Annotated in this window: 24 protein-coding genes and 2 pseudogenes; 12 read left to right on the plus strand and 14 right to left on the minus strand. The window is 62.8% G+C overall.

Annotated elements, in window-relative coordinates:
* Positions 1-180: 180 nt before the first annotated feature.
* The 8 genes and pseudogenes from BSY16_RS31545 to BSY16_RS21275 all read left to right on the plus strand — a co-directional run bounded on the left by BSY16_RS31545 (position 181) and on the right by BSY16_RS21275 (position 7601).
* Positions 181-818, plus strand: a pseudogene (locus BSY16_RS31545) (IS6 family transposase).
* A gap of 103 nt (positions 819-921) precedes the next feature.
* On the plus strand, positions 922-2541 hold the full coding sequence (locus BSY16_RS21245) for an FAD-dependent oxidoreductase (protein ID WP_069061893.1): 1620 nt from the start codon (positions 922-924) through the stop codon (positions 2539-2541).
* Complete coding sequence (locus BSY16_RS21250; RefSeq protein ID WP_069061894.1) at positions 2538-2861, plus strand: 4Fe-4S dicluster domain-containing protein; 324 nt, start codon at positions 2538-2540, stop codon at positions 2859-2861. Before BSY16_RS21245 ends, BSY16_RS21250 begins: the two co-directional genes overlap by 4 nt.
* 62 nt (positions 2862-2923) lie before the next feature.
* On the plus strand, positions 2924-3994 hold the full coding sequence (locus BSY16_RS21255) for an ABC transporter substrate-binding protein (RefSeq protein WP_171902465.1): 1071 nt from the start codon (positions 2924-2926) through the stop codon (positions 3992-3994).
* Between the two features lie 15 nt (positions 3995-4009).
* The gene (locus tag BSY16_RS21260; protein ID WP_069061896.1) at positions 4010-5083 is read left to right on the plus strand and encodes an ABC transporter substrate-binding protein; all 1074 of its coding nucleotides are present in this window, start codon (positions 4010-4012) and stop codon (positions 5081-5083) included.
* 70 nt (positions 5084-5153) lie between these two features.
* Positions 5154-6020: an ABC transporter permease gene (locus tag BSY16_RS21265; RefSeq protein WP_083243045.1), complete on the plus strand. Its 867-nt coding sequence runs from the start codon at positions 5154-5156 to the stop codon at positions 6018-6020.
* A 10-nt stretch (positions 6021-6030) separates the two neighbouring features.
* Entirely contained in the window at positions 6031-6828 is a 798-nt protein-coding gene (locus tag BSY16_RS21270) for an ABC transporter permease (RefSeq protein WP_069061897.1), read from the plus strand.
* Positions 6813-7601, plus strand: coding sequence for an ABC transporter ATP-binding protein (locus tag BSY16_RS21275; RefSeq protein WP_069061898.1), 789 nt, complete (start codon positions 6813-6815; stop codon positions 7599-7601). Before BSY16_RS21270 ends, BSY16_RS21275 begins: the two co-directional genes overlap by 16 nt.
* 20 nt (positions 7602-7621) lie before the next feature.
* Here BSY16_RS21275 and BSY16_RS21280 read toward each other — a convergent pair whose 3' ends face one another.
* From BSY16_RS21280 to BSY16_RS21325, 10 genes and pseudogenes are all read right to left on the minus strand, one after another.
* Positions 7622-7960 carry a hypothetical protein gene (locus tag BSY16_RS21280; protein WP_069061899.1) on the minus strand — a complete coding sequence of 113 codons (339 nt, stop codon included), beginning with the start codon at positions 7958-7960 and terminating at the stop codon, positions 7622-7624.
* Positions 7961-8062: 102 nt separating this feature from the next.
* Positions 8063-10061, minus strand: a pseudogene (locus BSY16_RS21285) (prolyl oligopeptidase family serine peptidase).
* Positions 10062-10107: 46 nt separating this feature from the next.
* Positions 10108-10470, minus strand: a complete 363-nt coding sequence (locus BSY16_RS32505; protein WP_069061900.1) for a hypothetical protein — start codon at positions 10468-10470, stop codon at positions 10108-10110.
* 152 nt (positions 10471-10622) lie between these two features.
* Complete coding sequence (locus BSY16_RS21295; protein WP_069061901.1) at positions 10623-10769, minus strand: DUF1127 domain-containing protein; 147 nt, start codon at positions 10767-10769, stop codon at positions 10623-10625.
* Positions 10770-10944: 175 nt separating this feature from the next.
* Complete coding sequence (locus BSY16_RS21300) at positions 10945-11598, minus strand: DUF2161 domain-containing phosphodiesterase (RefSeq protein ID WP_069061902.1); 654 nt, start codon at positions 11596-11598, stop codon at positions 10945-10947.
* A 74-nt stretch (positions 11599-11672) separates the two neighbouring features.
* Positions 11673-13151, minus strand: a complete 1479-nt coding sequence (locus tag BSY16_RS21305; RefSeq protein WP_286157303.1) for a copper resistance CopC/CopD family protein — start codon at positions 13149-13151, stop codon at positions 11673-11675.
* 184 nt (positions 13152-13335) lie between these two features.
* Positions 13336-13866 carry a YcnI family copper-binding membrane protein gene (locus BSY16_RS21310; protein ID WP_069061904.1) on the minus strand — a complete coding sequence of 177 codons (531 nt, stop codon included), beginning with the start codon at positions 13864-13866 and terminating at the stop codon, positions 13336-13338.
* A 163-nt stretch (positions 13867-14029) separates the two neighbouring features.
* Positions 14030-14422 (minus strand): hypothetical protein, encoded by a 393-nt coding sequence (locus BSY16_RS21315; protein ID WP_150130093.1) that lies wholly within the window; start codon positions 14420-14422, stop codon positions 14030-14032.
* Positions 14423-14523: 101 nt separating this feature from the next.
* Positions 14524-16287 carry an ABC transporter ATP-binding protein gene (locus tag BSY16_RS21320; RefSeq protein WP_069061906.1) on the minus strand — a complete coding sequence of 588 codons (1764 nt, stop codon included), beginning with the start codon at positions 16285-16287 and terminating at the stop codon, positions 14524-14526.
* A 169-nt stretch (positions 16288-16456) separates the two neighbouring features.
* Positions 16457-17929, minus strand: a complete 1473-nt coding sequence (locus BSY16_RS21325; protein WP_286157304.1) for an ATP-binding cassette domain-containing protein — start codon at positions 17927-17929, stop codon at positions 16457-16459.
* Between the two features lie 577 nt (positions 17930-18506).
* On the opposite strand from BSY16_RS21325, the gene BSY16_RS21330 reads away from it, so the two are divergent.
* The 4 genes from BSY16_RS21330 (at position 18507) to BSY16_RS21345 (ending at position 21305) form a co-directional block, all read left to right on the plus strand.
* On the plus strand, positions 18507-19154 hold the full coding sequence (locus tag BSY16_RS21330) for a MarR family winged helix-turn-helix transcriptional regulator (protein ID WP_069061908.1): 648 nt from the start codon (positions 18507-18509) through the stop codon (positions 19152-19154).
* Between the two features lie 35 nt (positions 19155-19189).
* A complete protein-coding gene (locus tag BSY16_RS21335; protein WP_069061909.1) occupies positions 19190-19906 on the plus strand; it encodes a hypothetical protein in 717 nt (238 codons plus the stop codon).
* Between the two features lie 155 nt (positions 19907-20061).
* On the plus strand, positions 20062-20619 hold the full coding sequence (locus BSY16_RS21340) for a redoxin family protein (RefSeq protein WP_069061910.1): 558 nt from the start codon (positions 20062-20064) through the stop codon (positions 20617-20619).
* Positions 20616-21305, plus strand: coding sequence for an MOSC domain-containing protein (locus BSY16_RS21345; RefSeq protein ID WP_069061911.1), 690 nt, complete (start codon positions 20616-20618; stop codon positions 21303-21305). Before BSY16_RS21340 ends, BSY16_RS21345 begins: the two co-directional genes overlap by 4 nt.
* A 435-nt stretch (positions 21306-21740) precedes the next feature.
* Here BSY16_RS21345 and BSY16_RS32825 read toward each other — a convergent pair whose 3' ends face one another.
* The 4 genes from BSY16_RS32825 to mprF all read right to left on the minus strand — a co-directional run bounded on the left by BSY16_RS32825 (position 21741) and on the right by mprF (position 26313).
* The gene (locus BSY16_RS32825; RefSeq protein WP_286157305.1) at positions 21741-21869 is read right to left on the minus strand and encodes a hypothetical protein; all 129 of its coding nucleotides are present in this window, start codon (positions 21867-21869) and stop codon (positions 21741-21743) included.
* Entirely contained in the window at positions 21866-22027 is a 162-nt protein-coding gene (locus BSY16_RS32510; protein WP_171902466.1) for a hypothetical protein, read from the minus strand. Before BSY16_RS32510 ends, BSY16_RS32825 begins: the two co-directional genes overlap by 4 nt.
* Positions 22028-22348: 321 nt before the next feature.
* Positions 22349-23719, minus strand: coding sequence for a virulence factor family protein (locus BSY16_RS21350; protein WP_069061912.1), 1371 nt, complete (start codon positions 23717-23719; stop codon positions 22349-22351).
* Positions 23716-26313, minus strand: coding sequence for a bifunctional lysylphosphatidylglycerol flippase/synthetase MprF (gene mprF / locus BSY16_RS21355; protein WP_069061913.1), 2598 nt, complete (start codon positions 26311-26313; stop codon positions 23716-23718). Before mprF ends, BSY16_RS21350 begins: the two co-directional genes overlap by 4 nt.
* Positions 26314-26966: the final 653 nt, after the last annotated feature.

Consider the following 26966-nt stretch of genomic DNA (forward strand, 5'->3'; position numbering starts at 1 on the left):
GCCATTGCATGGCGTAATAGGTCAGGCAGATGTAAAGACTGAGAGCGGGGTGCAAAACTTGTCTGCGGCAGCGGCAGGATTTTCATTCCGCAGGCGGCGTAAAAAACCAGCTACCTATTTGTCTTCTGCGAAGAATGCAGGAGGGCCGGGGATCTACATCGCGGAAACATATCTGAGGCGATGTCACATTGTCAGCAGCTTCATGGTTTGGGGGTAACTCGGCTGAGACGAACTTGCCGACTATCCGTGGCCAGAGCCACCGCAGATCATTGCCCAAGCAATCTGGCTGTATGTCCGGGTCCCTTTGAGCCTGCGCCTGGTCGAGGAAATGCTGTTGGAGCGCGGCATTGTCGTGTCTTGCGAACCGATACCAAGATGGGGTCGCAAATTCAGGGTAGCTTACGCGAAGCAGTTACGCAGAAAGAAGCCGTCGCGAAAGGACGCGGTCGTGATTTCCATTGGCGGTCAAAGCTGCCAAATGATTGCTGGTCAGGCTGCTGGAGACGCAAGGTCTGACACCGAAGCGCATCGTCACCGACAAAGTACGCTCTCACGGAGTGGCGAGACGGCACGTGATGCCCGCTGTCGAGCGTCGATCGCACAAAGGCTTGAGCAATCGCGCGGAGGATTCTCATGCGCCGCTTCGAAAACGAGAACGGATGATGCAAGGATTTCGATCTGTCAGCGGCTTGCAACGTTTCCTCTCGATCTTTTCAACCATCCGAAATCTTTTCGCCTCACCGCGTATGACCCGCGTCCTTGAGGAACATTTTTCTCGCCGCACTCACCCGGCGCACAGTAATATCTTTAATCCATAGATTTAGTAGATAATATTGACGCCAATTAGCGACCAATGCTCGCTGCGTCATGCTTGAGTTTGAGAGCTCGAAGGCCCGCTTCAGCACCAATAGGAGAGACATCATGGCACTTCCATACATAGCTGTCACAAATGTTCCCACCGCATCACTCGAGCTCGATGCGGATGTTCTCGTGATTGGCGGCGGCCCGGCGGGAACGTGGGCTGCCATCGCGGCCGCGTCGAAAGGCGCCCGGGTCGTTCTCGTGGACAAGGGTTTCTGTGGTTCCTCCGGCGCCACGGCGCCATCGGGCACGGGTGTCTGGTATGTGCCGCCGGACCCCGCCCGCCGCGCGAAAGCGATGAACAGCCGCTGGGATATCGGCGGCCGCCTGGCGGACCCGGCCTGGATGCGCCGCGTGCTGGATCGGACCTACGAAAACGTCAATCAGCTCGCACAATGGGGTTATCCGTTCAGTGATGACGGCGAAGGCAGATCGATCAGGACTAGCCTCGACGGTCCGGACTACATGCGCCTGATGCGTAAACGCACGAAATCCGCAGGCGTCAAGATTCTCGACCATAGCCCGGCGCTTGAATTGCTGCGCGACGAGAGCGGTGCCGTGGCGGGAGCGGCGGGTATCCGTCGGCAAAAGGGCGACAGCTGGCTGGTCCGGGCCGGTGCCGTGGTCATCGCGACCGGAGGCTGCGCCTTCCTCAGCAAGGCGCTCGGGTGCAACGTCCTCACCGGTGACGGACTGCTCCTGGCAGCCGAACTCGGTGCCGAACTTTCGGGAATGGAATTCTCGACTGCTTACGCGATGGCGCTCGAAGGCGGCTCAGTCACCAAGACGCGCTTCTACGATTGGGCGACCTTTACCTTCGAGGACGGTTCGCCAATTCCAGGCGCTGCCTCGAAAGGCGGCCGGTCCGTGATTGCGCGCGTGCTCCAGTCGCAGCGCGTCTTTGCGCAGCTCGACAAGGCCGATGCGGAGACCGAGCAGGCGATGCGTTACGCCCAGCCGAACTTCTTCCTGCCGCTCGATCGGGTGGGGATCGATCCCTTCAAGCAACGCTTCCCCGTCACCTTGCTGCTGGAAGGCACGGTCCGCGGCACCGGCGGCCTGAGGATCGTCGACCACAGCTGTGCGACAACCGTTGCCGGTCTCTATGCGGCAGGCGACGCCGCAACGCGCGAGCTTGTTTGCGGCGCCTTCACCGGCGGCGGCAGCCACAATGCCGCCTGGGCGATGTCGTCCGGCTTCTGGGCCGGCAGCGCTGCTGGAGATCATGGTCGCCACCTGCACGGCCACGCCCGCAAATTCGTACGGGCCGGCGGTGTCGGTATCGTCGACGGGTCGGGCAGAGCGATCGACCCGGCTGCCCTGACGCGCACGGTGCAGGACGAGGTCTGGCCCTATGACCGCAACTATCTTCGCTCCGGCGAACGGCTGACGGATTCGCTCGGCCGGCTCGATGGCCTTTGGTCCGGCATCCGCACGGCGCAATCCGCCGCGATCGACGATGCGCAGCGGACCCGCGAAGGGGTCGCGATGCTGGCCACCGCACGCTGGATGTACCGCAGCGCCCTGTCGCGAACGGAAAGCCGCGGCATGCACAAGCGAGAGGATTTCCCCCAGAAGGCCGACAACCAGCTTCACTACACGACGACCGGCGGTCTCGACGAAGTCTGGATCGGGCACGAGCGTGCGCCCTCGCCGGAGCTGGAGGTTCTCGCGGCATGATCGAGGTCATCAGTGAGGACCGTTGCACCGGGTGCAACATTTGCGTCAACGTCTGTCCGACCAATGTCTTCGATCCGGTTCCCGGCGGCAATCCGACGATCGCCCGCCAGGACGATTGCCAGACATGCTTCATGTGCGAGGTCTACTGCCCCGAAGATGCGCTCTACGTGGCGCCGCTGACGACGGCTGTCACCGGCGTCACCTCCGTGGAGCTGGAGGCGAAGGACATCTTCGGCAGCTATCGCAAGTCGATCGGGTGGATCAGGGGCGGCCGGCCCCGACCGACGCCGGAGATCATGAAACGTCTCGATCATCATTGATGAGCGAACTGGTCGCCGCTTGCGGCGGCCCTGCCCATAGTGTTTTGAACAGGATTTTGGCGATGCAACCGACACGCAGGACTTTTCTGGGATTGGCTGCGGCAGCGGCCGTATTTCCCACCACATTCTCCATCGCCCGCGCGCAATCCAAGCCGGATGTCATCCGGCTCGCGGGGCCGGGCAATGCGGCCGGCCGGCCGTATGGCAACGGCTCGATCGGCGTGCTGCGCGGGCTTGAGCTGCTTGAAAAGGAATTCGAGCCCGACGGCATCCGCATCGAATGGCAGTTCCCGCGCGGCACCGGCCCCGCGATCAACGAGGCCTTCGCCAACCGCCAGCTCGAATTCGCGAGCTACGGCGGCCTGCCGAACGTCGTCGGCCGCGGCGCGGGCGTGCGCACCACGGTGCTCGCCGCCTCCGGCATCTCGCCGACCTATGTCGGCGTGCGCCCCGCGGCCGGAATCAAGACGCTTGCCGATCTCAAGGGCAAGAAGGTGGCCTTCCAGCGCGGCACGATCTTCGAACTCTCGCTCTCGCTCATCCTGGCAGGCGTGGGCCTCAAGAACGAGGACGTACAGATTTTTGACCTCCAGGGCGCCGACCAGACCGCCGCGATCCAGTCGGGCGACGTGGACGCGCTGCTAGGGCAGGGAAACCAGGTTCTGGCGCTGGTGAAGAGCGGGCTCGTTGAGGTTCTCTACAGCACCAAGGGCAGCCCTGCCCCGGGCTCGACCTTCGGCTCCTTCATCGTGCTCGACAGCTTTGCGGAGGCCAATCCCGAGATCGTCGCGCGGGTCCTGCGCGGCTACGTGCAGGCCTCGCATTTCGCGAGCCTCGATGAAAACCGGGACAAGCTCTACGACATCTTCGCGCTGACCGGCTCCCCGCGCGAGAGCTATGTCGCCGACTATGCGGGCGATGATCTACGCGACCGCAACAGCCCGCTGCTCGACGATTTCTACCGCGCGAACATCAAGGCCGGGCTCGACTTCACGCTGGAGCAGAAGCTGGTGCGCAAGCCGTTCGACGTCGACGAATGGATCAAGGACAGCCTGCTGACCAAGACGCTTGCCGATCTCGGCTACGAGGCCTTCTGGACCCCGCGCGCGGCCGACGGCAAGACCCCAGTCTGAAAAGGAGAGGACAAGATGAAACGCAGAACCTTCGCAAGCCTCGCCGCGCTCGCCGCCATCGCGGTATCAATCCTCGGGACCGGGCCGGTGGCGGCCCAGGAAAAGCCGCAAGTCATTCGCCTGGCCTCCTTCGGCAATGCTGCCGGCAAGCCCTACGGCACGGGCGCCATCGGCGTCGTGCGCGCACAGGAACTTCTGGAGAAGGAATTCGCGGCAGACGGCATCACGATCGACTGGCAGTTTCCCCGCGGCACCGGCCCCGCGATCAACGAGGCCATCGCCAACGGCCAGCTCGATTTTGCCTATTACGGCGGCCTGCCGAACATTGTCGGGCGCGGTGCGGGGCTGAAGACCAAGGTCGTGGCGTCCTACGGCGTCAGCCCGAGCTATGTGGTTGCGCGTCCGGATTCGGGGATCAAATCCCTTGCCGACCTGAAAGGCAAGAAGGTCTCCACCTCGCGCGGCACGATCAACGAGCTCAGCCTTTTCCGCATCCTGCAGCAGGTTGACCTGACGCCGGAGGATATCCAGTTCTTCGACCTGCAGACGGCGGACCAGATTTCGGCGATCACCTCCGGGGACATCGACGCCGTTATCGGTGGCGGCAGCAGCGTGCTGCAGCTGGTGGATCAGGGCATTGCCGAGGTGATCTACACCACCAAGGGCAGCCCCGCGCCGGGCAGCAATTTCGGCTCCTTCATCGTGACCGATGCTTTTGAAGAAGCCTATCCGGAGATCACCCAGCGCGTCGTCAACAAATTCATCGAAGCCTCGTATTTCGCCTCGGACGAGAAGAACCGCGAGGCGCTTTTCGACATCTGGGCGCTGACGGGCGCACCACGCGCGACCTTCGAGAAGGATTATGCGGACGACGTGCTGAAGGATCGCCAGAGCCCGCTGCTCGACGACTTCTACCGCGCCAACGTCACTGCTGGCATAGACTTCGCCGTCGAGCAGAAACTCATCCGCAAGGCCTTCGACGTTAACGGCTGGGTGGATGAATCCTACCTCAAGGCGGCCTTGAAGGAACTCGGCTACGAGAACGCCTGGACGCCACGCGACAAGGGCGGCAAGGCGGTCCAGTTCTGACGAACCCGTTCACCTAGCGCCCCGGACTTGACGCTTCGGCCGGCTGTGCCGGTGGAAGGAAGGAGAAAGAATGTCCGATGTGACTTTCAAAACCGCAGGATCGATCGCCGCAGCACCTTTCGACAGGGGGACCGGCAAAGCTTCGTTACATCTTACCGCGGCCTTCAGGCTGCCGCGATGGGCCAACCTGTTCCTTCTCGGGATCGTGCCGCCGATCGCACTCCTGGCGCTCTGGTCCTATGCCGTCCATCAGGAATGGCTGGCCGAGCAGATCCTTCCCGATCCCCGGCTCGTCTACGAAACCACGCTCGACCTTCTGGTGACGGGACAGCTTCCGGCCGAGCTTGTCGTCAGCCTGGGACGTGTCGCAGCCGGACTGGCGCTCGGAGGCGGGCTCGGCCTGCTCTTCGGGCTCGGCTTCGGGCTTTTCCGGACGCTGGACGTCTATGTGGCCCCGACGGTGCGGGCCGTCTGCCTAGTGCCGTCACTCGGCTGGCTTCCCTTCTTCATGCTGGTTTTCGGCATCGGCGAAGGGCTGAAGATCGTTCTCATCGCCAAGACATGCTTCCTGCCTTTGATGGTGGGCGCCTATGAAGGGATCCGCAACCGCCCGCGCAAATACGATGACGTCTCGCGCGCACTGGAGTTCTCCTGGTTTGCCCGCGTCCGGTTGGTCGTGTGGCCCTCCATCCTGCCATCGATCCTCACCGGTGTCCGCCAGGCGATGAGCCGCGGCTGGAAGGTGCTGATCCTTGTCGAGATGATCTCTTCGGCCGCGGGCCTCGGTTATCTGATGATGTGGGGACGCAAGGCATTCCAGCTCGACGTGGTCTTCGCCACCATGATCGTCATCGGTCTCGTCGGCTGGGCGCTCGATCATGCCCTGACACGCTTCCAGCATCGTACGACGCTCTGGTCGTTCAAGGCCGCGGTTTAGGAACACGGCGATGACGACGTCCACCTCCCCCATTTCGCGCCCGGGACTGATCTGGCGGGCGCTCGTGCTGCCGGCGGCCCTGATTGTTCTCTGGGCCCTGCTGGATACCTTCGGCGCGTTGAACAGCGATATTCTCGTATCGCCCGGCAAGGTCCTCGTCACGGCCTACGAAGGTTTTGCCGACGGCTCCCTTCCGGGCGCCGCGCTCGCGACGCTGCTCCGCGCGCTCACCGGCTGGGTGATCGGCGCGATGCTGGGGCTGGCTGTGGGCGTGCTGCTTGGCTTGTCCGGGGTCGCGCGCGGCCTTTTCGACCCGTCGATTTCCAGCCTGCGGCAGATCGCGCTCTTTGCCTGGATCCCGCTGCTCAGCGCCTGGCTCGGCAACGGCGAGGCCATGAAGATCACGCTGATCGCCCTCGGCGCGTTTTTCCCGATGGCGCTCGGCGCACAGGCGGGCTGCCAGAACGTGCCCACTCCCTACCGCGAAGTGGGGCGCGTGGTGGAGCTCGACCGCCGCGCGATGTTGAGCAAGATCATCTTCCCGGCCGCCGTGCCCTCCATTCTTGCCGGAACGGAACTCTCGCTCAACATCGCATGGCTCGGCACGTTCGGCGCCGAATATCTGATCGGCACCGGCTATATCAACGGCATGGGAGACGGACTTGGCGCCTATCTCGCTGCCGCGCGCGAATATGCGCGCATGGACCAGGTCCTGCTCGGGGTTCTTTTCCTTGCCCTTATCGGGATTGCTCTCGACCGGTTCGTCCTCGGCCTCTCAAGGAGACTCGTACCATGGCGGATGCCCTGACTCTTTCGCGACCCAAAGCGGCCCAGGCCGGCTCGGTCAATATCCTGGATGTCTCGAAGACGTTCCATGTCGACGACCGCACGGTGCATGCGCTGGACAATGTGTCGCTTGCCATCGAACCCGGCGAGTTCATCAGCATCGTCGGACCCAGCGGCTGCGGCAAGTCCACGCTCCTGCGCTTCCTGGCCGGCCTCGACCTGCCGGACAGCGGCCGGATACTGGTCGATGGCGAAAAGATCGACCGGCCGAGCCTCAAGCGCGGCATCGTCTTCCAGGACCATCGCCTGCTGCCCTGGTTCGACGTGGAGACGAACATCGCCGTCAGCCTTCACAGCGTCGCAGGCCCGGAGGCGGAAAAGCGGAAGCGCGTGCAGTATCTGATCGATCTCGTCGGCCTGACCGGCTTCGAGAAGGCATTGCCCCATGAACTTTCGGGCGGCATGTCGCAACGCGCGGCGATCGCCCGCGGGCTGGCGCCGCGGCCGGCGCTGATGCTGCTCGACGAACCGCTGGGTGCCCTCGATTCCCTGACCCGCAGCCATCTGCAAGACGAGCTTCTCGCCATATGGGAGCGGGAGAAAAGCACTGTCGTCATGGTGACGCATGACGTGGAAGAGGCGATCTACCTGTCCGATCGCGTGGTGGTGATGGAGCCCCGTCCCGGGCGCATCGCCAGCATCTTCGACATAACCAGCGAGCGGCCACGCCATCGCGACGATCCCGATTTTGCCGCCGTCAGGCGCGAGATCACGAACCTCCTCGCGAAACGCTAGGCGAGATTACCTTAGCAGTGCTAACGCGGATAAGGCTCGATATCGGCCCCCCAATAGTGTTTCGCGATGTTCTGGCTGTTTCGGATGACGTCGATTGCGATGCGAGGATCGCCGCCTTCAAAAGTGTCCGGATTTGCGCCACACATCACACAATACATGTGTTGACGCAGGAAGGCTGCGAAATACTGATAGGGCGGCGCGTTTTCCGAAGATCCGACGCGCTGCATCTCTTCGGCGGCCTGCGCGGTGGCAGCCTCCAGGGCTTTGAGAACCGTATCGGTCATGGACTGTTTGGCGCGTTCGATGATATCGACGACTTGCCGTTCGGCAGGCGTCAGGACGGGGCAACTCTTCGTCATGCGACGTATCTCCTTAATTTCTCACGGTGCGCCTCTCCAGCGACCACCTGAGATCCCTGGAGAGGTCAGCATTGCTCTTCGGCCGAATTCTGTCGAAACCGGTTACGTCCGGTCCTCTATTTCGAGTCCTGTCCATCGGGCTGCGAAAGCCCACATGTCGGCAAATTCCTCGATCATCTTGTCGGTCGGTTTTCCGGCGCCGTGGCCGGCGCGGGTATCGACGCGCAACAGGCGCGGACGGGCACCCAGATCGGCGGCCTGCAAGGCTGCGACATATTTGAAGCTGTGACCCGGGACGACGCGGTCGTCGGTATCTGCCGTCGTCACGAGGATCGCCGGATACGCTCCGTTCGCCTGGATAGTGTGATAGGGCGAGTAGGACAGGAGGTTGCGGAAATCGCTTTCCTTCGCCGGGTCTCCGAAGTCCTGCATCCACAACTGCCGCCGGTGAAGCGATGGAAGCGCAGCATGTCCATCACACCGACGCCGGGAAGGGCGACCGCGAAGAGATCCGGCCGCTGGTTGACCACAGCACCGACTAGAAGACCGCCGTTCGACTCACCCTGGATGGCGAGACCGTCAGGCGACGTTATGCCTTCAGCCTTCAGATATTCGCCGGCCGCGATGAAATCGTCGAAGACGTTCTGCTTGTTCTCGCGACGCCCCGCGTCATGCCATGTCTTGCCGTACTCCCCACCACCCCGGATGCTCGCGACGGCGAAAACGCCGCCTTGCTCCACCCAAGCCAACGAGGCGGGCGAGTAGAAGGGGATCATGCTGATGACAAAACCCCAATAGCCATACAGCAGGGTCGGCGCGGGACCGGTGACGTCTTTGCGCGCCGGACGATGAACATGGGCACCCTCGTGCCGTCCTTCGAGGGATAGAAGCGCTGCTCGACGACGATGCGATCGAGGTCGATTGCTACCTTCGGCTCCGCCCAGGGAGACTTTGTATTCGTGGCCACGTCGTAGCGGTAGATCGTCGTGGGCGCGTTGTGGCTGGTGAAGACGAAGAAGGCTTCGTCATCCGCCGCGCGTCCGTGAAACCCTCCGGCGCTGCCAATGCCGGGAAGGTCGATGACGCCATCCGGCGTTCCGTCGAGCTTGAAACGCTCGATCTTCGTCTTGGCATCGACGAAATAGCAGACGATGAGCCGGCCGCCGAGCAAGGATGCGCGGCTGAGGACCGCCTCGCTCTCCGCGACAATGTCGGTAAAGTCGGGCTGTGTGTCACCGAGGTCCAGCGCCACGATCTTTCCGCGCTCCGTGCCCTTCTGCGTGGTGAGAAAGAGCTTCGTCCCGACATTTCCGACAACCGACCAGTAGTGCTCGAAATCCTCCACGATGGCATGGGGCTTCCGATCCTCGCCCGTCAGGTCCAACACCGTCAGCGCGCTGCCGCCGGAACCAGGCGAAGAGTAGATGACGACATAGCGGCCATCATCGGTGACGCCGGCAAAATGAAGGAGATGCGGTTGCTCGGGCGTGGCGTAGATGAACTGGTCCTGGGACTGGGGCGTTCCGAGCGCGTGGAAGTAGACCACATCCCCTGCGACGGCCGCCTCGAAGACCTTTGCCTTTTCCGGTTCGGGAAAGCGGGAATAGAAGAAGTCCGTTCCGTCCGTCGCCCAGGAGATGGACGAAAACCGAACCCACGCGACCTCGTCCTCCAGCAACGCACCGATTTCGACGTCCAGGACACGGATGGTTCGCCAGTCCGTACCTCCATCCTGTGTCGCAAAGGCGACACGCGCGCCGTCTTCCGACGCCGACCACTCCGCCAGCGCGTTCGCGCCATCCTCCGACCAGCTATTGGGATCGATCAGCACACGGTCCTGCCCGTCCATGCCTTCACGCACAACAAGGGTCTCCTGGTTGTCGAGACCAGAATTGCGGGTAAAGAAATAGCGGTTGCCTTTCTTGTCCGGAGCGGTGAGACGTTCGTAATCGAACAGTGTGGTCAGCCGCGCACGAAAAACGTCCCGTCCAGGCAGGTCCGCAAGATGCGACCGGGTGATGCGGCTTTGTGCATCGACCCAGGCGGCGACTTCCGGATCGCGGCGGACGTCGTTCTCCAACCAGCGGTAGGGATCTGTCATACCGAAGTGGTTGTCGATAACATCGGCACGTTTGGTTTCGGGTAGGTCAAAGGCGTAGACCTGCAGGCTTCGCGGCGACCAGCGCCGTTGCCGAACGGTGGGCGATCAGCCGTCGTCGGGCAAGCTTGCCGACTACCATGGCCGCTCGGCCGCGATGGCGCCGGATGACAAGCAAGGCCCGATGCTGATGGCTCGGAAGCCCATCCCGAAAACGAAAAAGCCTGCCGCGGGAGGAGGTGCGGCAGGCTTTTCGAAAAGAACCGAACAGCGACTGGGAGGAGGAGTGTCGCCGTTCCTGCAGACGTTCCTGGGAGGAGGAGGGGACCGTCTGCAATTCGAAGCCCTGCGGGAGGAGGTGCATGGCTTCGATGAAAAGAAGCATACGCCAATCGGCGCGATTGAACATCATTTATGCTGCAGTGCAGCTATGCACGCGGCACATGACACAGCCGCTGGGTTAAAACGGCGCGCCGGAGGCGCCGGAACGGCAAGGCGGGCACGCAAAAACGCCCGCTTCATGAGCGGGCGCAAGGCGGCAGAAATTCGGGAAACTGCACGCGATCAGCGCGCGAACGATGCCCGGGCGATGGTGTGGATATCGCCGCGTTCGATGCCGAGGTCCTGCAGTTCACGGGTAGACATCCGGCCGAGTTCGGCAACGGTCTGACGGTACATGCGCCAATTGTTGAAAGAGCGAGCGACGTTCATGATGATCCCTTTCCAAGGTTCCTTTGACGTCAGCAACCACACTTGGCTCCGGCGTCGTTTCGAAGGTTTGAATTTACGCCTTTCAATCGTTTTAATGCAGCGCTGATCCGTCAGGCCACCTATGCGTCAGCGGCATGGATTGCACCCTTGATGTGCATCTGGGCGACGTAGTCGGTCAGAGAGGCTTTTGCCAGGTCTTCAGGGCCTCGGCGCCACTGTCGCTGAGGCCGTAAAGCCCCTTGTCGACCTTCTCGAACCAGCCGTAATAGTTCTTGAGCAGGATCTGCCCGGCGGTGACGGTCACGGTTTTCAGATCGCGCGGCCGCAGCGGTCCGTCGGCAAGGGCGGCGGCGCAGGCCAGCGCCTGCTGGCGATAAGCTGTCATGATCGGAACCTTTGTCGAGCCGCCTAGCGCTGGATCGCCGATGCGCTTGCGGTGTTCCCTGACCAGCCGCGTGCGGCGTTTCGGATTGGTGCGCGGCATGGGCGAGACGGAACTGACGAGAATGCTCACCTCGCCCTTGTCGGACACGCCGAGCATTCCCAATCCCAGCCGCCGGCAGAGATCGCGGTAGCGCTTGTCGCCCTCGCGCCCGCGCCCCTTGGCGGAGATGCGCGCGGCAATCCACACTTCGTCCGAAACGGCGGCGCGGTCCACCGCCTGCAGGATCAGCTCCAGATTGAAGGCGAGCTTCAATTCGCAGATGACCACCACAGTTGGATCACCCTCGCTCAACCCGACCAGATCGCAGCGGCCAATCTCACCCTTGACGGTATAGCCGGCGCTTTCGAGAAAGGTTTTGACGGGCAGGTAGAGTGAGGTTTCCATGTCGGCCGGGAATCAGTTGCAGACCCGTTCCGATAGCACAGTTTCGCCCCGTTTTGCCGCCCACGCGCTTTCTTCTATGGCCGGATCTCGAGGTCCTCTTGCAGGCGCACCAGCTCGAAATCGCTGATCAGAACATCAATGCGCATCTGCCATTTACCGGCCAGGGGAAGCACGACGTCCGTGGCGTTCCAAGTGCCATCCGGCCGTAATTCGGCTTTCCGGCGCATCGGCTCAACGCCGGCCTGACGATTCGAGAAGACGAAGACGACCTCTTTCGGGGTGAGCGGCGTGAAATCGGGGGAAAGGACGAGGGCAGAAACCGCGACCGGCCCGGCGCGTCCCGGGGTGACGATGACCTCCGCCATCGCCTTGTCCGAATGGATATGGACCGAAACGGGCTGGGCGGCGGCCATCGCAAGCGCGCGGGGCGGCGGCGTGAACCGCCACGCCGCGGCGACGGCAAAAATCGCCAGAACGATCAGCATTTCGGCAACGATTACCCGGCCAAGACGCCGCGCCGCTTGCCGGTCCCCCACCATGGCGGGTCCGGTGTGGCCCCAGCGATTGACGGCGGCCAGTGAAAACAGAACGACCAGCAAGGCCAGCTTTGCCAGCAGCACCTTGCCATACGCGGTGGACAAGAGCGCCGCAGGCTCACGAACCTGAACCGCGGCCAGCAGCACGCCAGCGACAACGAGGACGATAACGCAAAGCGGGATCAGCCGGGAGAAGCGGCGGAGTGTCTGGCGACCGGCGTCGACGTCTCGCCGCAGGGCGCATGCCAGCGGCAGGAGCGCGCCGATCCAGATCGCAATCGTCACCGCATGCAGAAAGACGGCCGGTCGCATCAGCCATTGCGGTGCCGCCGCGCTGGCATGGCCGTTCAGCGCCAATGCGCCGCTGCCCGCAAGCAAGGCCAAAAGAGACAGCCCGCGGCGCGGCGCGGCGCCCCTGGCACGCATTGCGACGAGCGCCAGACAGAACGCTGCCGAGAGAAGCAGGACCGTCGCGCCAAAACTCGTCTCCATGCCGGCCGTCCACACCGCCCGGTCGAAGAGACCGGCGAGCGGCACGCCTAGTGCATCAAGCCCTTGCAAGCCGAGGGAAAGCACAGTCGCGGCCAGCCCGAGCAGCGTTGTCGCCACGACAAGTCGCGGGCCACTGTCCGTTCCGGGGATCAGCCAGTGAAGGACAAAAATCCCACCGATGCCGAAGAAAAGGCCGGCATAAATGACGACCTTCGCCAGCCAAAGCGCGGTTTTCACCGGCCCGTCCGCCGCCTCTTCGGCCGCTTGCGGCGCGTTGCCCGCGACGCCGATCGAAAACAGCGTGGAGCCTGCCACCGGATGCCCATCCTCGGACACAACGCGCCAGGTGAGCACGTGGGTTCCGGTCGCGAGATCCTCGGGGACCTTGATTTCCAGCGTGCGGTCGCGAAGGGTAAACGTGTCAAGCACTCGTGCCTGCCCATCGGGCAGGACGAGCTTCAACACGAGTGGCGAAACCGGTTCGCTGAAGGACAGCGACAGGGTTTTCGGCGGCGTATCGATCACCGCGCCGTCGGCCGGAACCGCCCCCGTCAGCGAGGCATGCGCGAATGCCGCCGCCGTCAGGCAGCACCAGAGGATGCCGGCAAGAAATGCCAGAAGGCCGGTTCGACCGGGGCTGCGGTTGCGCACGAACACTCTCCGAAGGCTAGGTTCGGCCGGCGCCCGACGGCGCCGGCCTTTTGGAGGCTCAATGACCGCTGACGGCCTCAAGCAGCTTCACACCGGGCGCGGGAAGCTCAAGATCGTCCACCGACTGGCCGTCTGCCGGTCGCTCGATCCAGCGTTCGGCCAAGCCATCCGGGCATTCCTGCACAACCGGGAAATAGAGCGTCTCGCCTGCCTTCAGGTCCTTCGTCAGATAGGCCCGCAGTACGAATTCGTCATATTCGTCGTCGCCAAGGCTCCCACCGCTCCAGACGATCTCCTTCACTCCTTCGCCTGTCGGCGTGCCGTAGTAGTCATAGGATTTTGCATAGGCGCCCTTGACCTTTTCCAGCGTCCAACCGGCCTTCGGCTGCGGCTTGACCGCGATCACGCCCTCGGGGATCTGCACCCGCACGACAGTCGTCGGCTTGCCTTCGCAGCCATGCGGCACCTGGAAGATTGCCCGGTAGGTCGAGCCGACGGGGGCTTCCTTCAGTTGCAGCGAAACGTGGGCAAGGGCGGTGCCCGCGCCAAGCGTCAGGACGGCAAGAGCGGTAAGCGTTCTTTTCAGCATTGTCAGTCTCCAATGGAACCGGCCAGCAGCCGGCAGGAATATTTGGATCGGTTGAAGTTGGGGCTGCACGCATCGCCGTCGGCGACAAGACGGATGATAGCCGGCAGCCGCATGGAGCCGCATTCGAGGCAAGTCATCGTTTCGGAGCGGAACGCGGCAGTGATCAGGCGGTCGCGGGCGGGCCGCGTGGATGACCGGGAAGGTCGTCATGGACCGGCCGGACAGGCACGGCATGGCCGGCGACCAAACGCTGCGAGGGCTGGGCAAGCGGATTGAACAGGACGGCGTCGGCTTGATTGTCCGGCGTCATGCCGACGGCAACGCCGCAGGCAAGCGTGCAGCAATCGGGAGCCAGCGAGCGCTCCTTGCCCGGCGCAGAGGCCGGGTCCTGCGCGTCCATATGGGTAATGCAGAGCGGATTGCCGAACGCATCGAGCGTCGGATTGGCAACCGTCCCCGCCAAAGCGGCCGAGCCGAAAAGGGCTTGCAACGATAGCAGGACGGCGATGGCGAATGCCACCACTGCGGTCCTGCGCTGTTGCAAATGCTTTTTCATCGAGCCCTCGTCCCGCAAGACATACCAATCGCCCATCGGCGTGGATAGTCTCCCCGGGTCGCCGAATTGTCGCATTGTTTGCGATGCCGCAATCAGAATCGCTAAGACGCGACGAGGGACGCCCCGCCTGTCGCCTGTGCGGCCTGAAGGTTGCTGTAGCGGCCGCCCTTGCGGGCGATGAGGTCGGCGTGGCTGCCGCTTTCGACGATACGTCCATCATCGACGACGAGGATGCGGTCGGCACCGGCGATGGTGGCGAGCCTGTGGGCGATGACCAGCGTGGTGCGGCCGGCGGAAAGCTCGGCGAGCGACTGCTGGATGGCCCGTTCGGTTTCGGTATCGAGCGCGGAGGTCGCCTCATCGAGAATCAGGATCGGCGGGTTCTTCAGGAAGATGCGGGCGATCGCCAGACGCTGCTTCTGCCCACCGGAGAGTTTGACGCCGCGCTCGCCGATAAGCGTGTCCAGTCCATCCGGCAGGCTGGCGATTACGTCTTCGAGCCGTGCCCGCCGGGCGGCCTCGGCGATCTCCGCTTCCGTCGCGTCGAGCCGGCCATAAGCGATGTTTTCGCGGATCGAGCCGGCAAAGAGGAAGACGTCCTGCTGCACGATGCCGATGTTGGAGCGCAGGGATTTCAGCGTCATGCCCCGAATGTCGATGCCGTCGATGAGGATCGCGCCGGAGACGACCTCGTAGAAGCGCGGCAAAAGCGAGCAGATCGTCGTCTTGCCGGCGCCGGAGGGGCCGACGAAGGCGATGGTTTCGCCGGCGCGGATCAAAAGGTCTATATCCTGAAGGATGGGCCGGTCGGCACGATAGCCGAACACCACGTCACGATAGGTGATATCGCCGCGCAGCCTCTCGACCGCCACCGCGCCCGTCTCGTCGGCAATGTCGGGTTCCGTGTCGAGGAATTGGGCATAGCGCTGGAAGCCCGCAATGCCGCGCGGATAGGTCTCGATGATCGAGTTGATCTTGTCGATCGGCCGGAAGAAGACGCCCACCAGCAGCAAGAAACCAACGAAGCCGCCGGCCGTCAACTCGCCGCGTGTCACGTACCATGCGCCGGCCAGCATCACCACGACCTGCACGAAGCGCATCGAAAGATAGGACAGCGACGCGGACGCCGCCATGACCTTGTAGGCCTTGAGCTTGGTCGCCAGGTAGTTGCGGTTGTTCTCGGCAAAGAGATTGCGCTCGTGGTCCTCGTTGGCAAAGGCCTGCACGACGCGGATACCGCCGACATTCTCCTCGATGCGCACGTTGAAATCGGCAACGCGGCCGTAGATGGCGTGCCATGTCGTCGTCATGCGCTTGCCGTAGCGGATCGTCACGATGGCCGTCACCGGCAGGATGATGGCGGTGATCAGCGCCAGCGGCACATGCACCCAGAGCATCAGGAAGAAAGCGCCGACCAGCGTCATGATGGCGATGAACAGGTCCTCCGGCCCATGGTGGGCGACCTCGCCGATCTCTTCGAGGTCCTTCGTCAGCCTGGCGACGAGATTGCCGGTCTTCTGGTTGTCGAAATAGCCGAAGGAGAGCTTTTGCAGGTGGTCGAAGGCCTTGCGGCGCATTTCGGCCTCGATGCGAATGCCCACCATGTGGCCCCAATAGGTGACGATGACCTGGAGGCCGGCATTCGTGAGGTAGATCAGGAACAGGCCGAGCGCGGCAAGCGCGATGAGATCGAGCTGCCCGGTCGGCAGCAGCCGATCGATGAAGAGCGTCACGACGATGGGAAAGACAAGCTCCAAAAGCCCGGCGGCCACCGCGCAGGAGAAGTCGAGCGCAAAGAGGCCGCGATGCGGACGATAGTAGGCGGCAAAGCGCTTGATGAGATCGGGCAGGATGAATTTAGGCATTGGGCATGCTTTCGGTGTCGTTCTTTTGACTATGACGACCGACTACCCTGTTTCTCTCACCCCCGGGCAAGATTTTTCTCCTGCGGCACAGTTTTGTGATTGCCGGATCGGGCGACGCGGTGCCGCCCGATCTGCTGCCTGCAAGTCTCCCGCCCCCGGCGGGCGGGCGCTACAGGCCGACCCCACCGGCCGGGAGCCGATCAGGCCGCGATAACAATGCCGGCTTGCTCCGGCCATTGCAGTTGGCAGCGCCACCCTCGGCAACGGTCAGATCGTGATCCTGCCCGCTGCGGATCACCATGCGCTCGATCCCCAAACCATCCTCGAAGCGCAGATAGGTAACGACGCCCAGAAATTCCGTGCTGACGAGTTTTGCGGGTATCGCGTTGGCGCCTGCGGCGGCGGCCTGCCCTTCCGGGGCGAGGCGGATGGCCTCCGGCCGCACGCCGACCAGCACACGCTTGCCCTGCCCAATCGTTTGTGCACACGGTGCCCGGACCGAGATGTTCTTTCCGGCGGCGACAGCCAGCAGACCATCCGTCTGTCTTCCGGTGGTGCCTTCGAAATAGTTCATGTAGCCGATGAAATCGGCGACGAAGCGGCTGTTCGGCTTGTGATAGAGGTCGGCGCCGGTGCCGACCTGGGCGATGCGGCCACCGTCCATGACGGCGATGCGGTCGGCGATGGCGAGAGCCTCCTCCTGATCGTGGGTGACGATGATGGCGGTGATGCCGACCTTTTTCAGCAGGGCGCGCAGTTCCGCACGCATACCCTCGCGCAGCTTCTTGTCGAGCGCCGAGAGCGGCTCATCGAGCAGCGGCACGGACGGCTCCGTCGCAACGGTGCGGGCAATGGCGACGCGCTGCTGCTGGCCACCCGAAAGTCGTGCGGGATAGGCATCGCGCAGGTTGGTCAACTCCAGCATGGCAAGGCTTGCGGTAAGCACGGCATCGCGCCGCGCCGCCGCCACCTTCTTCATGCGCAGGCCGAAGCTCACGTTGTCGGCGACCGTCATATGCGGAAAGAGCGCATAGTTCTGAAAAACCATGCCGACATTGCGCCGGTAGGGCGATACCTCGGTCATGGTTTTTCCGCCGACGGTAATGTCGCCCTTGAGCGGCGCCTGCAACCCGGCGATGGCGCGCAACATGGTGGTCTTGCCGCAGCCGCTGGGGCCGAGCAATGCCACGATCTCGCCCGCCTCGATCTTGAGGTCCACGCCGTCGAGAACGCGCTTCCCCTGAAGATCGACCGTCAGCCCCGCAAGCACCACGCCAAGCATCATCAGCGTCGAGAGCGCGGCGACCGTGGGATCATTTTCCGTGCGAATGTATTGATAGGCGGCCACGGGCAAGGTCGGGCTGTTGCCCACCAGGAACATCGTCGCGGTGAAGTTGTGGAACGACATGACGAACGCGAAAGCCGCCGCGCCGAGCAGGCCCTTGCCCAGAAGCGGCAGGGTGATATGCAGGAAGGCTTGGTGGGGCCGGGCGCCCAGCAGCATCGCCGCGCTTTCGAGGTTCGGATCCGTCCCTTGCAGATTGGCAACGACAAGCCGCACGACATAGGGCAACACGACCGGCACGGTCGTGTTGGAGATGAATAGCACTGTGTTCGCCCGCAAGAGCATCCCGATGCCCATGACGATTTCCGGGACGAAAAACAGCGCCATGACGAACTGAGGTGACATGGCGAAAGCGGTACGGTTTTGCTGTTAGTCTTCGGCGAATTTGAAGCGCTTGGCTATGGTGGTCATCGAGCGCCTCTTCTGCCGACTTAAGAACTGGCGGGCATCGCAACTCGATACGGCCACCTCGCCATCAACTAGCTGGTAGCTCTCGTGCTCGTGTCACTAACACCATCCTAGGCCCGGCTCTCGACTTACTGGGACGAGATGGGAGAATATCGTGGGCTGCGTCCGAGCCATCTCCGTGAGAATGTCGGGTCGCTGAGACAGTGCTACGCCTTCTCCTTGATCTTGGCCATCCGGCCCCGGCCTAATCCGTCCACATCAAAAGCGTGATTCAAGCAGAGACGCAAAAGCTAATTGTCAAACAGGCTCTTAGAAGTTTGCGATCCGGCAGCGGACCTTTCTGAGAACTCACAGTGCTGTTCATGCTTCGTTTGACGTTGGCTCAGGATTCTGAACGTTACCCGTTCCGTCCCGAGATTATTTTTTGCAGTCTTGATTATATATAGGACTCCTATATATTTTTCTCATGGAGACGCCCACAGACTCACATTCCATCACCGAACGCCTTCGCGAAGGCCTTTCCCGCGTCGGCATGGCCATGCGCATCGACGAATGGAACCGGTCGAAGGCGAGTGGGCTCAACCCGACGCAGCTTGCCATCCTGACGCTGCTGGAAGGACGCGGGGTGGACGGCCTTGGCGTGCGCGAGATCGCCGCCCATCTCGGCGTTTCGCAGCCGACGGCGACGGATTCGATCAATGCCCTGGAGCGCAAGGCCTATCTGGAGAAGCGGCCGGAGGCGAGCGACCGGCGCGCGGTGCGCGTGGTGCCGACGGCGGCGGGCCTTGCAGCCCTTTCCGCCTCGGGCACCGGCAATGGCCTTGCCGCCGAGGCCCTTGGCGCGCTCGATGAACGCGAGCAGGAAGAACTCCTCCTCACCCTCGTCAAGATGATCCGGCATCTGCAAGTGGCGGAGGCTATCCCCGTCCAGCGCATGTGCGTGACCTGTCGCCATTTCTCGCCCTTCGCGCATGCGGATACCACGCGCCCCCATCATTGTCATTTCGTCGATGCCGCCTTCGGCCAGCGCGCGTTGCGCGTCGATTGCCGCGATCACGATGAAGCCGATCCCGCATCCCGGGCTGCCACCTGGGATGCCTTTCAAGCGGGATAGTTCCAACCCTCCAGGCAAACGAAAGGAAGACCATCATGTTCGGCAGATTTGCAACCGGCGCCCTCGCCGCCGGAACGGCCTTGCTGTGGCTGACGACAGCCTCCGCCCATTCCATCAAGGCAGAGCCCGCCGAGGCGGTAGAGGCTGCGTTCGACATCATCGAGACGACGATCGTCACCAAAGGTGATAGCGCGATCTTCACCACCCGCGTGCGCGGCGAGGCGGGCAAGGACAAGCCCGATGCGACGGGCAAGTTCGAGGGCTCCAGTGTCTATGCCTATGTCTGGCCGACGAGTCTCGACAGCGGCGAGATCGGCTTCGACAAGGGTCAGGGCATCGTCGCGCTCGCCGTCACCTTCCACCCGGATTTCGACGATGCGGCCAAGGGGGGCAAGAACCGCCATGTCTGGCATCCGCACTGGGTGGTGCTGGCACAGGACAAGGCCTGCGGCGGTGGCCTCAAGGTGATCGACATCCCCGAAGGTACCAAGCCGAAGGTGCCGGAGACCTGGCCCGGCGTTCCGCTGCTCATCGACAGCCCGGAATATCCGACCAGCTTCAAGGGCGATACGGTGGATGTGGCCATTCCCCTCTCGCTGATCGGCGGCATCAAGGGTGCTTCATTCGACGGCGTGACGGCGGGTCTGAAGGTCAACGGCAACCTGCATGCGCCGCTGCTGTGCGTCAGCAACGTGTTCAAGGTGGCCTCGGGTGATCTCAGCCTGCCCGGCAAGGTCGTGCCGGCCAAATGACCCCGTGCCGGTCCGGCAACTGCCATTGCCGGACCGGCCATTCCTCCCCTCCAGGCAAATGAAAGGAAAGAACATGCCGAGATTTACCCTCACAGGCCCCTGCAATGCAACGGGTACGCCCGGCCCGGCCGTTGTCATCATAGCGGGAGGCGACCATGACCACGCCTGAGACGCCACTTGCCCCGGAACTCGCGATCAGCGAATGGTTCAACACACCGGTCCCGCTGACACTCGCCGGCCTGCGCGGGCGGCCGGTCTTCCTGCACAGTTTCCAGCTCCTCTGCCCCGGCTGCGTGGCGCAGGCCATTCCGCAGGTCCAGCGCATCGAGCGCGTCTTCGCCCACACGGATCTGCAGGTCCTCGGCATCCACACGGTCTTCGAACACCATGCAGCCATGTCACCGATCACCCTCAAGGCATTCCTCCACGAGTACCGGCTGAAATCCCCGGTCGGCATCGACAAGGCCCAAGAGGGATCGAATATTCCGGTGACGATGCAGCGCTTCGGGCTGCGCGGAACCCCCTCCTCCGTGCTGATCGGGCGGGACGGCACCATCCTGCACCAGGCTTTCGGCGTGGAGGACGACATCGCCGTCGGAGCACGGATCGCCATGGCACTTTCCGCTCCCCCGGTACAGTCCACCGCAGCCGGGGATGACACCTGCACCGATGGCCGCTGCGCCATACCGACACCGTCGGTTGTCACGCCATGACGGAAGTCGCATTGCTCAGCCTGCGCATCGGCAGCGTCGCGCCGCTGGGCGCACGCGGCGTGCCAAGCGGCATCGTGAAATCGCCGGTCGACCATGCGCTTGCTCTGACCAAGACCGGTCTTACCGGCGACATGCAGGGTGATACGGTGCGGCATGGGGGGCTGGAAAAGGCCGTGCACCACTACCCCTTCGAACACTATGCCGAGTGGACGAGCGATCTCGGGCCGCATCCCCTTCTTGCCGGCCCCGGCGCCTTCGGCGAGAACCTTTCGACGGTCGGACTGACGGAGAGCATGGTGGCGATCGGGGATGTCTTCGAGCTCGGCACCGCGGTCCTTGAGGTCAGCCAGGGGCGGCAGCCCTGCTGGAAGCTGAACGAGCGCTTCGGCCGAACGGAGATGGCGCGCCTGGTGCAGTCGACCGGACGAACCGGCTGGTATTACCGGGTGCTCACACCCGGCACCGTCTCGCCCGCCGACCGCCTTATCCTGCATGAGCGTCGTGCGCCGGAATGGACGCTGACGCGCATCTGGCGTGCCTTCTACATCGATCCGCTCAACCACTCGGAGTTGGCCGGCATCGCCGCGCTCGAGTGCCTTGCCGACAGCTGGCGCAGCCACGCCGCCCGACGGCTGGAAAGCAATCGGGTCGAGGATTGGACGAAACGCCTCACCGGCTCCGCCTGAACTTGCGCGGGGTCGCTCACCCTTGCGATTGCAGGCTTCAGGAGAGAATTTATCCACCGTCTTGGTTGTCATAGACGTTGCTGCTCATGAATCGTTGCCTCCGGCAAAGCCGGTGCACTTCAGCGCAAACCAGCAGAACCAAATTGTTTCTGCGATGGCGTCTCGGCCGCGGGAGTAAGCGTTAAGCTAACGCGACCAGACTGGATGCGAAACAAAAGCCATCGTAGATTGCGGCTGTCGCGAAGCGGCCGGACGATGGAGGAACCCTTCCCGGCGTCTACCGGGCGGGATTGGTCACGTACACAATCGATAACGGGACGGTTACAAAGGTCTGCTCGTTCTGGCGTTGCATCAGGAGCCCGGTCTTGCGGCCGGTTTTGCCGGCCACGGCCACGGCCGTTTTTGCCTCACTTACCGATCCGACGGCCTTCTGGTTCACCGAGAGAATGAAATCGCCGGCTGCAAACCCGCATCGGCCGCCGGCCGGTCGGGATTGAAGCCTTCGACGACGGCGCCGTTTTCACCCTTCGGCAGGCCGTGCGACTGGCGGATGTCCGCCGTCATTCGCTTGGGGTCGCCTGGACGAGAGATCCGCAATCGTGTCCGTCCATCTCGCCCCTGAAGCTCTCGTGTCTTTCATGCCGGCTGGCGGCGAAAGCGCCACCGGTGGCAAGCGAGAGCGCGATTGTGGCGAAGGCGACGGTTTTGAATGTCGAGCGCATGATGCGTATTCTCGATAAACGGGGAAGCAATGCTTCCCCTTCAGGCTGTCCGGTGTCGTCGCGTCGCGGTTTCCGTCCCGCCGGCGGCATCCAGCCTGGCGCCATCTATAGGCCGGCCCATCGGTCTGGGTCATGTTACAATTAAGTAAAGTTTCAGCAGGCTTTTTGCCAAAGTATCGCCCCGATCGAGGAATTCGATCTCGAGCACTGCCATGAGAAATCGCTTTCCATTCAAAGGCGTGCCTGCACCTGCTTCGAACGGAGGAACTCCGACCTCATTGACCGATTTGTAGTCTTTAACGTCGAGTGGCGGGACTGGGTTCAGTTTGCCTCAAGCCGTGCCTTGAGCCCGTTGACGATCCGATCGGCAAGGCCTTCGTAGTCACCATCGAAATGATGCCCCCCATTGATAGCAATCGCCTCCACACCGGAGGATTTGAGCGTCGGGCAAGGGTCGTCATCCTCCTCCGTACCGGAAATGCATTGCACGCGTTTGGGGTCTATCCTGGCGATGTCGTCGATGGGATCGCCACCCGCCCCTTCGCCCGCAACACCGAGCCAGCCGGATACGGAGATTTCGTAGTCGACCTGATGGGAGAGCGCCATGAGGGTGAGTTGTGGCACCCGGGAGCGGTCCTCAGGCGAAAGCAGGTTGTAGGTTGCCGGCAGGATGTCCGCGCCAAAGGAATAACCGACGAGCAGGACGTGTTTGACGTTCCACTCCTTGCGGAAGGCCCCGATGATACGGGAAAGATCGTCCGCCGTCTCCTGCGGTTTGCGCTCGGACCAGAAGTACCGCAAGGAGTCCACGCCGATGACAGGAATGCCGCGTTGTTGCAGCGCACCCGCCACCTGCTTGTCGATGTCGCGCCAGCCGCCATCCCCCGAATAGACCACCGCCATCGTGTCAAAGGCAGGCGCAGCTTTGAGGATGGCGAGCGGCAGGCCGAGCGAGCCGTCCGTATCACCAGCGGCATCGACCCGGTCGGCTACCGATTGCGCCAAGGTGTCCAGCGCCGAGGCTGTTTCATCCCGCACGTCGATATCGGCATGCGCCTGTTTCAGCGCGGCGACGTGATCGCGACCCGCTTGCTGCGCCTTATCGGTGAAGAACACGGTCACGGGTGCGGGCAACGGCCCATCGGAGAAACCATACATTGTTCGCCCATCCGCCTTCGTCTTGGAGGCGGGCGTGCAGAGAACCTTGTCGAGCGGGATTCCGGCCACAGGATCGACGGCGATGGCCTCGCCAAGCGTGGCGGCTGGACTCTGGGCGATCATGGCGAGCGCCAGCGCACCCCCCTCGCCGATGCCGGCGACGATGGGTGGATTGTAGCTCGCCGCCCCACCGGCGCGCTGGACTTGATGGGCAAGCGATTCGACATCGGAAATCATATAGACACAGTCGCCGACATCGGCCCGCAGGGCCCTGAGATAAGACGGAAAATCAATACCGATCACGGCCGCGCCTTTTGCAACGAGATTTGCGGCTTGCCTGTCCTCCTCGGATCCCCAGCCCTCAGCATCCGAGATCAGAAAGACGCTCGCACCGGGGGCGCCATCCGGCAGCAGGATGTGGTCAGCGGGGATCATACCGGTAGCAAAGGTTTTGCTGTTTTCCTGCGCGACGGTAAAGCGGGGTGCCACGCAGGAGAAAAGGATGGCAAGCGCGAGAGGGCAAAAAACCTTCATTTGGAAATCACTCCTTTGACACCCCCGCCGATCAGGAAGGTTACGTCCATCAGGGCGAGTGCCGCGCCGGTGGCATTCGATACGGCAAGATAACGCGGCTCCCAGCGTGGGTGGAACTTCGACTTGAAGGCGCGCAGGCCCTTGAAGTTGTAGAAGCGTTCACCGTGCTCGAACAGAGCCCCACCGACACGATCCCAGACGGGGGCGGCCTCGCGCTGCGCCATGCCTGACAGTGGTGCCATGCCCAGATTGAACTGTCGGTAGCCCTCGGTGCGAAGGTATTCGAGGATGCTGGCGAAGAGGAAGTCCATCGTGCCCTTCGGCGCCTGGGGGGCAAAGCGCATCAGGTCAACGGTCGCTTCCGCCTTGGTGTCCGTCACCATCAACGTGGCAAAGGCGACGATCCGGTTGTCCAGCCACACGACGGCGACGGGTTGCGCCATTACATAGGCACCGTCGAAGGCACCGAGCGAAAAAGTCTTTTCCTTGGTATTGTGGTGATCGAGCCAACCATCGGAAACCGCCTGGAGATCGGGCAGGATCACGGCGACCTCATCAGGTGGCGCGACGGTGAAGGAGAGGCCATCGCGCTGGCCGCGATTGTAGGATTGCCGCAGATTGGCGAAACGGCTGCCCTTCATCTCGAACTGTACCAGGTCGATGATGGCTAGTTCTCCCAGCTTGAAGGCGCGCAACCCCACATCGGCGCAGGCCGAAAGCAGGGCCGGAGAGATCTGATAAAAGGCCGCACGCCCCCCGCCTGCCCGCGCCGCGCCGACAAACTGCCAGACGAGTTCAGCGAATTCCTCTTGCAGACCAATCGGGTCGGCGAGCGCGATCCAGGAGCGACCGTGAATGCCATACATGATGTAGGATTTCTCTGACGGCGAAAACAACAACCGCTTGTCGCCCATGCGCACGAGATTGGCATCGGCGAAATCCTGGCCCATTGTGATGGTGGCCGCTTGCACCAGCTCCTCCGGCGTCGGGCCTTCCGTGCGGAAATGCGCCGGCCGCAGCAAGCTGAATAGCGCAAGCGCCGAGGAGGCTATGGCAAGCCCCAGCAGGGCACGCAGGCCGCGCGGGGCCTCTTCCGAAAACTCGAACTGCCACCAAAGTTCATGCGCATAGTCCGTATCCCGGTAGACGAAGAGCAGGATGAGCGTCGCGGTGACGATGATGACCGCGATGGCGGCAAGCCAGGACGGTCCGAGCGCCTGCCGGAGCAGCGAGGAATGCCGGTGGAAGGCACGGGCATTGGCGAGCAGCGCAATGATGAACAACACAAGCAGCCCCGCCTCGAAGACGGCTATGGCCTTGAGGAAGGCGAAGGCGAAGGCGACCGATGCGCCTGCCAGCGCCACCCACCAGGCGCCGTCCAGCCGCTGTCCAAGCCCACGGGCGGCGACGATCAACAGCAGGCCGAGCAGGCTCGACAGGAAATGTGCACCCTCGACGATCGGCAACGGCAGGTAGCTCGACAGGAAATCGAGATCCGAGTTGGGCGTCGGCACCACGCTCGAAAAGATCAGCATGGTGCCGAGCACCAGCGAGAGCGTGGCGATCAGTGTCGGGGCGAGCTTGCCGGCAAGCTGTGCGGCCTCGGCGATGCCAGGCTTCAGCGCAAGCTGCCGCATCTCGGTGACCAGCAGCAGCACGGTCGCAAACAACAACGGCAGCACATAGTAGACCAGCCGGTAAAGCACGAGACTGCCCAGCAGCTGGTCGATGCTGATAGCATTGGAAAGCCCCGCTATGATGACCGCCTCGAAGACGCCAAGACCGGCTGGAACATGGCTGAGCACGCCGAAGCCGATCGCCACCGCATAGACGGCAAGAAAGGTCTGCCAACCGACATGGGTATCGGGCAGCAGCACGTAGAGCACCGAGGCGGCGGCTGCGATATCGAAGGCTGAGACGAGGAACTGGCGGGAGGCGGTGCGGCTGTCCGGCAACCGAAGCTGAAAGCCTTTGAGGCTGATCACATGCCCGTTGCGGCCGAGATAGAATACGCCGACCAGCGCAGCGAGGATCAGCAGCGCTATGACGCGCAGCCACAGAGCATTGACGCCGAGAATGCTGGCCACACGCGGGGCGACGGCGAGCGCCGCCAGCGCGCTGACGGAAAGCAGACCCAGACCAAAGGCGAGTGTCACGAAGGCAATGACGCGGGCGATCTCGCCAGGGGCCAAGCCAAGGCGGGAATAGGCGCGGAAGCGGATCGCTCCGCCGCTGAGCGGCCCGAAACCCACCGTATTGCCGACCGCATAGGCCATGAAGGCCGTCACGGCGACTGTAGGGAGGGGTATACGGCGGCCGATATGGTCGAGCGCGTTGGCGTCGTAAAAGATCAGCGCGAGGAAACTGAGGCCGGTGAACAGCACCGCGAGCGCAATGGCGCTCCAGGAGGTGGCCGAAAGTGCTGCCAGCACCTCCTCGTAGCGCACCTCCGCCGTCAGCCGGTAAATGGCGAAGGCGACGAGAGCGAACACGAAGAGGCTCGCCAACCCGAGGACATAGAGCCGATATGTCAGGAGCAGTCGGACGAACCGCGACGAATGATCTTCGGCAACCACACGCTTCTTATCTACCATGTTCCACTCGAACTGAGCTGACGAAGCCGCATCCTAGCTGCGGATATGGCAAATATCGGACAAATTTTGCGCAGCCAGAATTAAGATGCAAGCAAAGCACGAAAGTGGGCACCCGGCGACCCAAGCGCGCACCTAGTCGACGGGGACTATACCACTATCGAACGACGCGACAGGATCAAACGACAAACAATCCAACAACGACACTTGCGGCACCACAACATCGCCCCAAGACGAGGCCAGCACTCCGCTGATCCGCGATCCAATCTCAGTCAAATGATCTGCAGAGACGTGACCGCTTAGATGCGCCGAACGGTATATTCCGGAAATTCTTCCGCACCACAGCTGCGGGCCGATCCAGAAGCCCGACGTGCCTACCAAATGCTCGCCGATATATGCCGCAATGCAGCGGTAGTTGTTCTGCGCAAGCATCGTCAGAAGGCGCTGGCGAAATGCAGTTTCCCATATCTGGCTGACCTAACCGCACAAGGGGAAAGTCGCCATGATCTGATCGATCCCAAACAGCTCAAGTATGATTACATTGTCCGACATGGTAGCCTCCTACACCCAGCTGGGTAGTGCTTACCAACGTTGTCGTAGTCTTTGGGGCGAGGCCTATAGATGCCAAGCTAGGCTGGGACCCAGTAACTTGGTTC

The organism is Sinorhizobium sp. RAC02 (assembly GCF_001713395.1).
In the GTDB taxonomy this organism is placed as follows: domain Bacteria; phylum Pseudomonadota; class Alphaproteobacteria; order Rhizobiales; family Rhizobiaceae; genus Shinella.